Origin of the sequence: Microbacterium sp., from assembly GCF_030149085.1 — a bacterium.
Classification (GTDB): Bacteria; Actinomycetota; Actinomycetes; order Actinomycetales; family Microbacteriaceae; genus Microbacterium.
Genome location: NZ_JASBSF010000209.1, coordinates 1 through 13224 on the forward strand (window position 1 = coordinate 1; position 13224 = coordinate 13224).

The following is a 13224-nucleotide window of genomic DNA, read 5'->3' on the forward strand; positions in this document are numbered from 1 at the left end:
CGCAGAGCGCGTTCGGCGACCCTCGGATGTTCCTCGAGCAGGCGGTGCGGCGTCCGCGGCACATCGAGGTGCAGATTCTCGCCGACGGGGCGGGCGAGACCGTCCACCTCTACGAGCGCGACTGCTCGGTGCAGCGGCGCCACCAGAAGGTGATCGAGATCGCGCCGGCGCCGAACCTCGACCCGACGATCCGCGACGACCTGCACCGTTACGCCGTCGCCTTTGCCGAATCGATCGGTTACGAGAACGCGGGCACCGTCGAGTTCCTCCTCGAAACCGCGGGCCCCCGCACCGGCGAGGTCGTCTTCATCGAGATGAACCCCCGCATCCAGGTGGAGCACACCGTCACCGAAGAGGTGACGGATGTCGATCTCGTGCAGTCGCAGATGCTCATCGCCTCGGGGGTGAGCCTGGAGGAACTGGGACTGCACCAGGAGAACATCCGGCTTCGGGGCGCCGCACTGCAGTGCCGCATCACGACCGAGGATCCGACGCAGGGCTTCCGCCCCGACACCGGCAAGATCACGACCTACCGGTCGCCGGGCGGTGCCGGCATCCGTCTGGACGGCGGCACGACCGCGGCAGGGTCCCAGATCAGCCCGCACTTCGACTCGATGCTCGCCAAGCTCACCTGCCGCGGACGTGACTTCGGCGCGGCGGTGCTGCGGGCCCGGCGTGCCCTCGCCGAGTTCCGCATCCGGGGCGTCTCGACCAACATCCCGTTCCTGCAGGCTGTGCTCGAAGACCCGGCGTTTCTGGTCGGAGACCTCTCGACGGCGTTCATCGATGAGCGGCCCGAGCTGCTACGGGGGCGCGAGTCCAAGGACCGCGGCTCGAAGATGCTGAACTGGCTCGTTGACGTCACCGTCAACAGTCCCAACGGCGAAAACCCGGTGACCGTCACCCCCGCACTCAAGCTCCCCGCGGTCGACCTGACCCAGGAGCCGCCCGCCGGCTCGCGCCAGCGACTGCTCGAGCTGGGTCCCGAGCGGTTTGCCCGCGCGCTGCGCGAACAAACGCCGCTCGCCGTCACCGAGACGACCTTCCGCGATGCTCACCAGTCGCTGCTTGCCACGCGGGTGCGCACGAAGGACCTCGTCGCCGTAGCGCCCTACGTCGCCCGCCTCACGCCCGGGCTGTTCTCGGTCGAAGCGTGGGGCGGCGCCACCTACGACGTGGCGCTGCGCTTTCTCGGCGAAGACCCCTGGGAGCGGCTCGACCGTCTTCGCGAGGCCCTGCCGAACGTCGCGATTCAGATGCTGCTGCGCGGGCGCAACACGGTGGGCTACACGCCGTACCCGACGGAGGTCACCGACGCCTTCGTCGCCGAGGCTGCAGCCAGCGGCGTCGACATCTTCCGCATCTTCGACGCCCTCAACGACGTCTCACAAATGCGTCCGGCGATCGACAGCGTGCTGGCAACCGGCACAGCTGTCGCGGAAGTCGCCATGTGTTACACCGGCGACCTGCTGAGCCCCACCGAGGACCTCTATACCCTCGACTACTACCTGCGGCTTGCCGACCAGATCGTTGCCTCCGGTGCCCACATCCTCGCGATCAAAGACATGGCTGGGCTGTTGCGGCCGGCGGCGGCATCCCGGCTTGTCACGGCGCTGCGTGACCGCTTCGACCTGCCCGTTCACGTCCACACGCACGACACCGCCGGTGGGCAGCTCGCGACGCTGCTGGCAGCGTCCGCTGCCGGTGCGGATGCCGTCGACGTGGCGGCCGCACCGATGGCGGGAACCACAAGCCAGCCGTCCCTCTCGGCGCTCGTGGCAGCCCTTGCCAACACCGACCGCGACACCGGAATCGACCTGGCAGCGGCATCCGATCTGGAACCGTACTGGGAGGCCGTGCGGCACCTGTATCGCCCGTTCGAGTCCGGTCTTCCGGGGCCCACCGGCCGGGTCTACCGGCACGAGATCCCCGGCGGGCAGCTGTCGAACCTGCGCCAGCAGGCGATCGCGCTCGGACTTGCCGAAGACTTCGAGCTCATCGAAGACCTGTACGCGGCGGCCAACGACATCCTGGGGCGCGTTCCCAAGGTGACCCCGTCGTCGAAGGTGGTCGGTGATCTCGCGCTTCACCTCGCCGCCGTCAAGGCCGACCCGGCCGATTTCGCAGCGAACCCCGAGCGTTACGACATTCCCGACTCCGTCGTCGGTTTCATGGCTGGCGAACTGGGCGACCTGCCGGGCGGATGGCCCGAGCCGTTTCGCACCAAGGTCCTGCAGGGGCGTGAGCACCACGTCGGATCGGCGCCGCTGGGGGCCGAGGATGCCGAGAAGCTCGCCCGGTCATCCGACGAGCGGCGCGCAACCCTCAATCGGCTGCTGTTCCCGGCGCCGACCAAGGAGTTCGAACGCGTTCGCGACACGTTCGGCGATGTCAGCGTGCTCGACACCGTCGACTATCTCTACGGACTTGAACACGGTGCCGAACATGTCGTCGAGATCGAGCGCGGTGTGCAGTTGTTCGTGGGTCTGGAAGCGATCGGTGAGGCCGACGAGAAGGGCATGCGAACGGTCATGACCACGCTCAACGGCCAGCTTCGCCCCGTCTTCGTGCGCGACCGCAGCATCTCGGTCGACGTCCGTCAGGCCGAGAAGGCCGATACGTCGAAGCCCGGCCAGGTTGCTGCACCGTTCGCGGGTGTCGTCACGCTGAAGACCGCTGAAGGTGACCGGGTTTCCGCGGGTCAGCCGGTGGCCTCGATCGAGGCGATGAAGATGGAAGCTGCCATCACATCACCCGTCGACGGCGTCGTCGAACGCCTCGTGATCGGGTCGCCGCAGCAGGTCGACGCTGGGGATCTTTTGCTCGTCGTGCGACCCGCCGGATAGCCTGAGAGGTGGCGCATCGCCGCCACAACGACGGCAGGGAGAGCACGTGGCAGATCGATCGGACCCGGAACGAGCGGAGACCGAAGAGCACGGCATCCTCGACGAAGAGCGCGTGGACACCTCCGGAATCTTCCTCGGCGGGTCGACCGCGCAGGTCGATGTGACCCTTCCGGTGCCCGCCGATGACGACGACGCCATCGACGAGGACTTCGACGAAACGACGGGGCGGGGACGCATCGCGGCCGACCTCGGCGCCCCCGTGCACACCGACACAGCGGAAGCCGAGATCATCGAGGACGTCGACGACACCGCGGTGCACACGACAGATATCGACGACACCGACACCCACGACACCGACACCCACGACGCCGACATCGAGGATGCCGTGGAGGACGCACTGGAGGACGCCGTGGCAGCCCACGAATCCGAGCCCGCGGCCCCCGCCAGCCGAATCGCTGTTCCCGTGGCTCAGCCCGTTCGCGCGGTGGAGCCGTCGCCGGTGGCCTTCGACGTGACGCTTGCTTCGAAGCGGTTGGGTGAACTGGAGGTCAGTCGCGAGGGCGCCGATGTGCTCACCGCCGACCGTCTGCTCGATCCGCACTACGTGGCGAAGGCGGAACCCGAGGGATTCTGGCAGAGTGCGCTGTACCGGGCATCCGGCACGCTCATCAACGTCGGCGACAGCAAGAAGGCCCGCGAGCGCAAGGAATTGAGCAAGCGCATCGCGGCGCCGCTCCCGGGCGGCGCGCGCTTCGTGCCGGTCCTCAGCCGCAAGGGCGGAGTCGGCAAGACCACCGTCACGACGCTCCTCGGGATGGCGCTCGCTGATGCGCGCGACGACCGTGTCGTGGCCGTGGACGCGAACCCCGATCGTGGCACGCTCGCTGAGCGCATCGCCCGCACCAGCGGCAAGACGATCCGCGATCTGGTGCGCATCAAGGATGAGGTCGTCGGTTACAACGACCTTTCGACGATCGTCGCGCGCGACGAGACGCGCCTGGACGTCCTCGCCTCGGATGCCGACCCGCGCGTCTCCGAAGCTTTCGGTGACGACGACTACCGCGCCGCTGCCGAGGTCGCCGCGCACTACTACTCGGTCGTGCTCACCGACACCGGAACCGGCATCGTGCACTCCGTGATGTCGGCAACCCTCGAACGCGCCGACTCTTTGGTGGTGGTTGCAGGTCTCAGCATCGACGAGGCGCGCCTGGCGTCCGAGACTCTGACGTGGCTCGAGACCAACGGTTACGGCGATCGCGTCCGCAACGCCGTCGTCGTGCTCAACACGACGCGCCCCGGTTCGCCGCTCGTGCGGGCCGACGAGGTTGAGGCCCACTTCCGTACCCGCGTTCGCTCCGTCATCCGGATGCCGTACGACTCCCACATCGCGTCGGGAGCCGCGATCGGCTTCCACGAGATCCACCCGGCGACTCGGGAAGCTGCCCGTCAGCTGGCCGCAGCGGTCGTTGAGTCGCTGCGCGTTCCGGTGACGGTCTGAGGCTCGAATGGCAGTTCGTCCCATCCGGGTGTTCGGTGACCCCGTTCTGAAGTCCCCGAGCACCCCGATCGAGCAGATCGACGAGGGCACCAAGGCTCTGGTCGCCGACCTGCTCGACACTGTCGCCCTGCCGGGGCGCGCGGGTGTGGCCGCCCCCCAGATCGGCGTGGGCGTGCGGGCGTTCAGCTACAACGTGGACGGCGAGATCGGGTATGTCCTGAATCCCGTGCTCGTCTCGGTGTCGGGGGAGCCCGAGCTCGTGGGTGAGGGATGCCTTTCGGTGCCGGGCCTGTGGCACGCAACGCTGCGCTATCCGCACGCTGTCGTTCACGGCATCGATCTCGATGGCAATCCCGTGGTGCTCGAGGGTGAGGGACTCATGGCTCAGGCGCTGCAGCACGAGACCGACCACCTCGACGGGACGCTCTACCTCGACCGGCTGGACCCCGCGCGTCGCAAGCAAGCGATGCGCGAGGTCCGCGAGTCGGACTGGTTCTAGTCCCGCCAGACGGTGGGACCGGTCAGGACAGCGACAGGTTCGAGGTCGAGACCGGCACCGAGTACAGCTCCTCGATGTGGTCGCCGAAGTCGGCCATGATCACATTGCGCTTGATGCTCATCTTCGGAGTCAGGTGACCGCTTGCCTCGGTCCACTCCGTGGGCAGGATGACGAACTTGCGGATGGACTCGGCGCGGGAGACGAACGCGTTGGCGCGGTCGATGGCCTTCTGCACCTCGGCGCGGACCGCGTCGTTTGTTGCCGCTTCCTCGAGAGAGATGTCGCCCGGGAGTCCGTTGTTGGACAGCCACGTCGGCAGCATTTCGGGGTCGAGGGTTACCAGGGCCGAGATGAACGGCTTCTGGTCGCCGACCACGACCACCTGCCCGACGATCGGGTTCGCCCGAATCGGATCTTCCAGCGCTGCCGGAGCCACATTCTTGCCGCCTGCCGTGACGATGATCTCCTTCTTGCGGCCGGTGATTCGCAGGAAGCCGTCCTTGTCGAAGGCACCGATGTCACCGGTCTTGAACCACTCGCCGTCGAATGCAGCAGCTGTCGCCTCGGGGTTGCGCCAGTACTCCTGGAAGACGTTGATGCCCCGCACCTCGATCTCACCGTCGTCTGCGATTCGCACGCCCACACCGGGGAGCACCGGACCGACAGTTCCGATCCGGGACTTCCCGGGCAGGTTCACCGTCGCGGGGGCCGTGGTCTCGGTCAAGCCGTAGCCCTCGAGGATGTCGACGCCGAGGCTGTGGAAGAAGTGGCCGAGGCGCTCACCCAGCGGCGCAGAACCCGACACGGCATACTCGACGCGGCCGCCCATCGCCTCACGGAGCTTGGAGTAGACGAGCTTGTCGAACAGGCGGAACTTCAGGCCCATCATGAACGGGACCTTGCGTCCTTCCTGCACGTACTTGGAGTGCTCGATCGCGGTGTGGGCTGCGGCTCGGAAGATCTTGCCCTTGCCGCCGGCCGCTGCCTTCTGCTCTGCGGAGTTGTAGACCTTCTCGAACACGCGAGGAACGGCCAGCAGGTAGCTGGGCTTGAACGATCCGAGCGCCGGAAGCAGTTGCTTCGTGTCGGGCTGGTGGCCGGTCTTGACGCCTGCGTGAACATTCAGCATGGAGATGAACCGCGCGAAGATGTGCGCCGTCGTGATGAACAGGAGGGTCGATGCGCCGGGCTTGGCGACGACCTCCTTCAGTGCCTCGGCCGAGTTGCGAGAGAGCTCGACGAAGTTGCTGTGGGTCAGAACACAGCCCTTGGGGCGTCCGGTCGAGCCCGACGTGTAGATCAGCGTCGCGATGTCGGCGCCCACGGCAAGCGACCGGCGTCGCTCGATCTCGTCATCCGTGACGGACTTGCCTTGCTCGACGAGGGCATCGAGATCGCCCTTGTGCATCGCCCACGTCGATCGCACGTTCGGGAGTTCAGCGAGCGCCTCCTGCAGGCGGTCCTCATGGTCAGCGGACTCGCAGATGCAGGCGACAGCGCCCGAATCCGAGAGATTCCACGCGATCTGGGTGGGGGAGCTGGTCTCGTAGATCGGGACCATGACGGCGCCCGCGAAGAAGATCGCGAAGTCGACCAGGGTCCACTCGTACGTCGTGCGGGCGATGAAGCCCACCTTGTCGCCGGGCTCGATGCCACCGGCAACCAGACCCTTCGCGAGTGCGACAACCTGGTTCAGGAAGTCGGATGCGGTGATGTCTCGCCATCCGCTGCCGTCGGGTACGGCGAACAGCGCCAGCTGCGGCGTCTTCTTCACCCGTTCCACGAGCAGATCGGTGACGTTGGCCTGCGGATCGGGGGCCACGACCGCGGGGGTATCGAACTGAACCACGGCAACTCCTTCGGTACCGGTGAAAAGCGGATCGGTTGACCGTCAATGCTACCCGATGAGACTCGATCTCAGGGGAGATGACACCACGTTCCACCCGCACAGATCGTGACGCGGTCCGGGACGAGGTGGTCTCAGCACGAGAGTACGGCGTGACTAGACTTCAGAGGCGCCGGCGACGGGGAAAGGAGCGTGCGAGCGGTGTTCTACTGGCTCATGAAGTACGTGGTCATCGGCCCCGTCGTGAAGGCGATCTTTCGTCCGTGGATCGTCGGTCGTCGCAATATCCCCAAGACCGGGGCCGCGATCCTCGCGAGCAACCACCTCTCCTTCGCGGACTCGATCTTCCTGCCCCTGATGATCGACCGGCCCGTCACCTTCCTCGCCAAGAGTGACTACTTCACCGGCAAGGGCATCAAAGGCTGGGCGACCCGCGTCTTCTTCAAGGCGACCGGACAGTTGCCCATCGACCGCTCCGGCGGGAAGGCATCCGAGGCATCCCTCAACACGGGACTTCAGGTCCTCGGCAGGGGAGACCTTCTGGGTATCTATCCGGAGGGCACCCGAAGCCCCGACGGCCAGCTCTACCGCGGGCGAACCGGAATCGCCCGGATGGCGCTCGAAGCACGGGTGCCTGTCGTGCCGTGCGTCATGGTCGACACCGACACGATGATGCCGATCGGCCAGCGGGTTCCCAACGTCGTGCGCGTTGGCGTCGTCGTCGGCGAACCCCTCGATTTCTCCCGCTTCCACGGGATGGAGGGGGACCGCTACATCCTCCGCTCCATCACCGACGAGATCATGGTCGCGTTGCAGCGGCTGGGGGAACAGAAGTACGACGACGTGTATGCGTCGACGGTCAAGAACCGGGCCGCCCCGCCGCGCTCTGAGGCAGTTCCCGCCCCGATAGACTGAGCGGATGCTCCTCAAGACCGACCCGCTCGACCACTGGCGCACGCTCCCGATCAAGCAGCAGCCGTCGTGGTATGCGCCGGAGGCCGCCGCCGAGGTATCGGCTGAGCTCGCGACACTCCCGCCGCTCGTCTTCGCCGGCGAGGTCGACATCCTTCGCGAGAAGCTCGGCCGCGCCGCCGCCGGGCAGGCGTTCCTGCTGCAGGGCGGAGACTGCGCCGAGACCTTCGCGGGTGCGACTGCCGAGCAGATCCGCAACCGCATCAAGACCGTGCTGCAGATGGCAGTCGTCTTGACCTACGGCGCCTCGATGCCTGTCGTCAAGATGGGACGCATGGCCGGGCAATTCGCCAAGCCCCGCTCGTCGGACACCGAAACCCGCGGAGACGTCACCCTTCCCGCGTACCGCGGCGACATCGTCAACGGCTACGACTTCACCGAAGCTTCGCGGCGAGCGGACCCGGCACGGATGCTGAAGGCGTACCACACTGCAGCATCGACGCTGAACCTCATCCGTGCGTTCACGCAGGGTGGGTTCGCCGACCTGCGTGAGGTGCACAGCTGGAACAAGGGCTTCGCGCAGAACCCCGCGAACCAGCGCTACGAGCGCCTGGCGACCGAGATCGACCGCGCCATCAAGTTCATGGAAGCCGCGGGCGCCGACTTCGACGAACTGCGACGCGTCGAGTTCTACACCGGGCACGAGGGCCTGCTCATGGACTACGAGCGCCCGATGACCCGGATCGACTCCCGCACCGGAACGCCCTACAACACGTCGAGCCACTTCCTGTGGATCGGGGAGCGCACCCGCGAACTCGACGGTGCGCACGTCGACTACTTCTCGCGCATCCGGAACCCCATCGGGGTGAAGCTCGGCCCCACGACGACGCCCGAGACCGCGCTGGCCCTGATCGACAAGCTGGATCCGGAGCGTGAGCCCGGTCGTCTTACCTTCATCACCCGCATGGGTGCCGGCAAGATCCGCGATGCCCTTCCCCCGCTGTTGGAGGCCATCAAGGCATCCGGTGCGGCACCCCTGTGGGTCACCGACCCGATGCACGGCAACGGCATCACGTCGCAGACGGGCTACAAGACTCGTCGCTTCGATGACGTGGTCGACGAGGTGCGCGGGTTCTTCGAGGCCCACCGCGCCGTCGGGACCTTCCCGGGCGGCATACACGTCGAACTGACCGGGGATGACGTCACCGAGTGCCTCGGTGGCTCCGAGATGATCGACGAAGCGGGCCTTGCCACGCGCTACGAGTCACTGTGCGACCCACGACTGAACCACATGCAGTCTCTGGAGCTCGCGTTCCTCGTCGCCGAGGAGCTCGAGAAGCGCTAAGCGCGCTCGGTCGTGAGTCGACAAAGGCGGGCCAGCGAATCAGTTGTTCCGGTTGTTTCCGCTGTTTCCGCTAGATGAGCTGCCCAGCGTGAGCCCCGTGAACGTGACCTTCGACCCAGGAGGTTCGTACGACCCAGCGGCGGGATCCGTGCCCGTCACTGTGTAGAGGTCCCAGAACACCTTCGGCGGCAGCGCATCAGTGCTTACTTCGAAGCCTCGGCCCGAGAGGATCGACACGGCGGAGTTGATGGTCTCGCCGCCCACGTCTGGGACCTCGACCGGCTGAACACCCTTGGACACGATGAGTGTCACTGTCTCGCCGGGCCGCCATTGCCCGCCGTCTGGGTGCTCGGCGATGCCAATGACCTCGCCTTTTGCGATGTCGTTGTCGTACTGGTCGACGCTCTCGTCCGACACAGTCAGGCGCGCGGCTTCAAGAGTTTGGGTCGCGGAGTTCACCGACATGCCGCGGACGTCGGGAACCGGACCCAGCGAAACGGTCAGCGTGACGGTATCGCCCTCGAAGACGGTGCACCCGTTCGTGCAGTCCTGCGGGTCGCCACCCAAGCGTGGAGTGACGGACACGGCAACGACAGTCCCAGCCGCGGCATCGGTGAACACCTCGGCGTCTGGTTCGGTGACGATCAGCTGATAGCCCGACAGCGTATTGCGGGCATCGGCGGCGGGCTGGCCCACGACCGCGGGAAGGTCATGCTGAGCGGGCCCGAGCGACACGACGACTCGCACCGTCGACTCTTTGTCGACGCGGTCGCCAGCCGGGGGATCGGTACGGATGACCAGTCCCTCATCGACCTCGAGGCTGTTCTCACCCACCTGCTCGGGAACCAGGTTCTGGGCCTTGATCGCCGCAGCCGCGCCGTCGTAGTCCATTCCGGCCACGGCGGGGACGGAGACCTGGGAGCCGGGGCCGGACCCGAACCACCATCCGATTCCCGCGGCGAGGGCAGCGAGAAGGATGACGACAGTGACGATCCAGGCGGTGCGCGCACCCTGACGGTTCGCTGATCGCCGCAGGCGTGCCGCGTTGTCGACTTCGGCATGCACGGCCGTCGCGCCGGTAGTGGCGGGTAGGACCTTGGTCAGTTCGCTCGGATCGTCGCGATCGATCATCCCGGTGGTTGCCGCTGTGACGACCTGCGGTGAGATACCGAGGCTGCGCTCGATCTCCCGCAGCCGCTGCAGCATCTCCATTGCGTCGGCGGGGCGATCGTCGGGCTTCTTCTCGGTCGACCACAGCACCAACTCGTCGAGTTGCTCGGGGACACCCGGGTTCTTGACGCTCGGTCGCGGCACCGAGTCCGTGGCGTGCTGGAAGGCGATCTGCATCGGCTGTTCACCGCGATACGGCTGCTCACCGGTGAGCATCTCGTAGAGCATGATCCCGAGGCTGTAGATGTCGCTGCGGGCATCCGCGGTTCCCCGGGTCACCAGTTCAGGGGCAAGGTATGCGATCGTGCCCATCAACTGAGCGCCGGTCGCGGTGTTCGCGGTCGTCGCGCGCGCCAGGCCGAAGTCACCGATCTTGATGCGCCCGTCTTCTGCCAGCAGCACGTTCTCGGGCTTGACGTCGCGATGGATGATGCCGGCACGGTGGGCTGCGGCAAGACCGGAGAGCACGGCATCCATGATCGAGATCGTCTGCGGCACCGTCAGCCGCTTCTCTTCGCGAAGCAGCTCCCGCAGGGTGATGCCGGGGAGGTACTCCATCACGAGATAAGCGATCTCGCCATCGCTGCCCTGATCGAACACGTTCACGACGTGCGGGTCTGCGAGCCGCGCGGCCGCCCGGGCTTCCTGGATGAACCGGCTCTGGAAGACCGTGTCATCGCTCAGGTGCCCGTGCATGACCTTGAGGGCGACGCGGCGCTCGAGGCGTAGGTCGGTCGCGACATAGACGGTAGCCATACCGCCACGAGCGATCCGGGCGCGCACCCGGTATCGGCCGTCGACGAGACGGCCGATCAGAGGATCGGTTTGCGCGCTGGTGCTCACGCACCGAGTCTACGGAGCGGGAGCGGCCCCGCCTGGGAGCGGCTCACAGAAGCGGATGAGCAGTATCGGGCGTCGATCGGTCGCCGCCGCGGTCGGGATGCTGCTCTTGGTGAGATCATGGCTGTCGTGACCACCCCATCTCCTGCAACTGAAACCGCTTGGCTCACGATGCCCGAACTCGTCGAGGTCCTCGGCGAACCGCTCGGCCGCGTGCGTCGACTTCTGGACGAGTCACAGCTCATCGGGTCAAAGCGCCACGGCGCCTTCGCGGTCCCCGCCGTCTTCATCGTGGACGGTCATCCGCTGCCGTCGCTGCGGGGAACGATCATCGTGCTGCACGACGCCGGGTTCACGGACGACGAAGCGATCGACTGGATGCTCTCACTCGATGACACGATCGGTGTGGCACCCATCGAGGCGCTGCGGGCAGGGCGCAAGAGCGAGGTTCGGCGGGTAGCCCAGGCGCTCGCCTAAGAGTGAGGTCTGCGGTTCGCGCTCAGGTCGTGCGCACCGTCGCTGCGCGGGCAAGTTCCCGCAGCTCGCTCACGGAGCGGTTACCCAGCGGTGCGGCCGACAGTGCGCGTTCGGCTGTCCGGGTGTAGTCGAGGATGAGGTCTTCGACCCGCTCCAGCGCTCCGGTTTCACGGATCGTCTGCTGCATCGCCGCGATCTGGTCGGGTTCGAGAGCCGGATCGCCGAGCATCTCATCGAACAGACGGCGTGATCCGGAGCGGAGCCCTTCGCGCGTGTAAGCAACCAGCACCGTGCGCTTACCCTCGCGAAGATCGTCGCCGGAGGGTTTGCCTGTCGATTCGGCGTCACCGAAGACACCCAGGACGTCATCGCGCAGCTGGAAGGCCATCCCGACCGGGTGCCCGAACGCGACGAGGGCGGCCTGCTGCGCTGCGTCAGCTCCGGCGATCGCGGCACCGATGACCAGGGGCTGCTGGATGCTGTACCTGGCCGACTTCAGCGATGCCACCCGCAGCGCGCGCTGGGCGTGGCGATCGTCGGCATCCGTCACGTACGCCGACTCCTCTGCGACGTCCAAGAACTGCCCGATCGTGACTTCGCGACGCATCAGTGCGAACTCCCGGCGACCGGCAGCTGCGGCTGTCGGGGCTGCCAGAGCAAGGCCCTCCTCGAGGAGGTCGTCGCTCCACGCGACCAGAAGATCACCGAGCAGGAGTGCGCCCGAACGACCGAAGCGAGCAGAATCGCCGACCCAGCCGCGCTCGCGGTGGGCGGCTTCGAGGGCGCGGTGAGATGCCGGACGGCCACGTCGCGTGTCGGAGTTATCGACGATGTCGTCGTGCACGAGGGCCGCTGCGTGGAAAACCTCCAGTGCCGCCGCCACGGCCAACACGTCCTCGGTCGGCTCCAAATCGGCGCCAGAGTGCTCCCGAACCGCACGCCATCCGGCAAAGCAGAAGCGTGCGCGCAGCCGCTTTCCGCCGCGAACTGACTCAGCGGCAGCACCGTGGAGGAGGATCGCCTCGTCGCCGAAGAGTTCGGCCTCGGCCTCCCGCGCTGCCAAGAAGTCCTCGACTCGCTGAGAAACTGCCCCGACCGGATCACTACCTATTGACACGGGCCTAGCCTAGTAATCGACGGCGCGCGTAGAATCGTGCCACCGATCCAGCCCGAGGGGGATCTCATGCCACTCTCCGAACAGGAGCAGCGTCTGCTCGACGAGATGGAGCGCCATCTCATGCGCAACGACGCCGATGTCGTTTCGGCGTCCAGCGGCGGTGGTCTTTCCTATCGCAATGTCGTGTACGGCACGATCCTCGTCCTCGCGGGCATCGGTGCCCTCATCGTCGGTGTCGCGATGCAGCTGATCGTCGTCGGTGTTCTCGGTTTCCTCGCGATGATCGCCGGCGTCATCGTCGCCGTTACGCCCGCCAAGCGCGTGGGACCCGAGCCCGAGCGCGCTGACCAGCGGCCCGCCACGACACGGACGAGCGCCAGCTTCATGGACCGCATGAACGAGCGCTGGGACCGCCGCCAGGAAGGCCGTTGATCGGCTGAGGCTCTGCCCTCCACTGCGCTCCACCGCCTGACTCCCCACCTCTCCACCGCCCTCTGACGGGCCATCGAACGCCGACCTCCGGGTCGGCGTTTCGTCGTTAACCGCGTGGTTTCGGCATCCAGTGGATCCCGCCTTCCCGTGAGGATTCGTCGCGCCCTGGCGCGCAGAGACGCGCCAGGGGAGTGCTGTGGCGGGAATGTGGTGACAAAGTGGAGGGAAGTGGAGTAAAGTGG

General features: G+C 66.7%; 10 protein-coding genes. 7 read left to right on the forward strand and 3 right to left on the reverse strand.

Going from position 1 to position 13224, the window contains the following annotated elements:
- From Q1V87_RS08350 to Q1V87_RS08360, 3 genes are all read left to right on the forward strand, one after another.
- Positions 1-2846 (forward strand): pyruvate carboxylase (locus Q1V87_RS08350; protein ID WP_300591677.1); only part of this gene is annotated, 2846 nt, incomplete at its 5' end.
- 46 nt (positions 2847-2892) lie between these two features.
- Positions 2893-4344, forward strand: coding sequence for a MinD/ParA family protein (locus tag Q1V87_RS08355; protein ID WP_300591678.1), 1452 nt, complete (start codon positions 2893-2895; stop codon positions 4342-4344).
- 7 nt (positions 4345-4351) lie between these two features.
- On the forward strand, positions 4352-4843 hold the full coding sequence (locus Q1V87_RS08360) for a peptide deformylase (RefSeq protein ID WP_300591679.1): 492 nt from the start codon (positions 4352-4354) through the stop codon (positions 4841-4843).
- A 22-nt stretch (positions 4844-4865) separates the two neighbouring features.
- Here Q1V87_RS08360 and Q1V87_RS08365 read toward each other — a convergent pair whose 3' ends face one another.
- Positions 4866-6692, reverse strand: a complete 1827-nt coding sequence (locus tag Q1V87_RS08365) for a long-chain fatty acid--CoA ligase (protein WP_300591680.1) — start codon at positions 6690-6692, stop codon at positions 4866-4868.
- A gap of 198 nt (positions 6693-6890) precedes the next feature.
- Here Q1V87_RS08365 and Q1V87_RS08370 point away from each other — a divergent pair, with 198 nt between their 5' ends.
- Positions 6891-7604 (forward strand): 1-acyl-sn-glycerol-3-phosphate acyltransferase, encoded by a 714-nt coding sequence (locus Q1V87_RS08370; protein ID WP_300591681.1) that lies wholly within the window; start codon positions 6891-6893, stop codon positions 7602-7604.
- A 4-nt stretch (positions 7605-7608) separates the two neighbouring features.
- The gene (locus tag Q1V87_RS08375) at positions 7609-8946 is read left to right on the forward strand and encodes a class II 3-deoxy-7-phosphoheptulonate synthase (protein WP_300591682.1); all 1338 of its coding nucleotides are present in this window, start codon (positions 7609-7611) and stop codon (positions 8944-8946) included.
- Between the two features lie 39 nt (positions 8947-8985).
- On the opposite strand, the gene pknB is transcribed toward Q1V87_RS08375, so the two are convergent.
- The gene (pknB, locus tag Q1V87_RS08380) at positions 8986-10959 is read right to left on the reverse strand and encodes a Stk1 family PASTA domain-containing Ser/Thr kinase (RefSeq protein WP_300591683.1); all 1974 of its coding nucleotides are present in this window, start codon (positions 10957-10959) and stop codon (positions 8986-8988) included.
- A 126-nt stretch (positions 10960-11085) separates the two neighbouring features.
- On the opposite strand from pknB, the gene Q1V87_RS08385 reads away from it, so the two are divergent.
- Positions 11086-11433 carry an Rv2175c family DNA-binding protein gene (locus Q1V87_RS08385; RefSeq protein WP_366945421.1) on the forward strand — a complete coding sequence of 116 codons (348 nt, stop codon included), beginning with the start codon at positions 11086-11088 and terminating at the stop codon, positions 11431-11433.
- A 22-nt stretch (positions 11434-11455) separates the two neighbouring features.
- Here Q1V87_RS08385 and Q1V87_RS08390 read toward each other — a convergent pair whose 3' ends face one another.
- The gene (locus tag Q1V87_RS08390) at positions 11456-12550 is read right to left on the reverse strand and encodes a polyprenyl synthetase family protein (protein ID WP_300591684.1); all 1095 of its coding nucleotides are present in this window, start codon (positions 12548-12550) and stop codon (positions 11456-11458) included.
- Between the two features lie 66 nt (positions 12551-12616).
- Here Q1V87_RS08390 and Q1V87_RS08395 point away from each other — a divergent pair, with 66 nt between their 5' ends.
- Positions 12617-12982 carry a DUF3040 domain-containing protein gene (locus tag Q1V87_RS08395; protein WP_292708065.1) on the forward strand — a complete coding sequence of 122 codons (366 nt, stop codon included), beginning with the start codon at positions 12617-12619 and terminating at the stop codon, positions 12980-12982.
- The last annotated feature ends 242 nt before the right edge of the window (positions 12983-13224 follow it).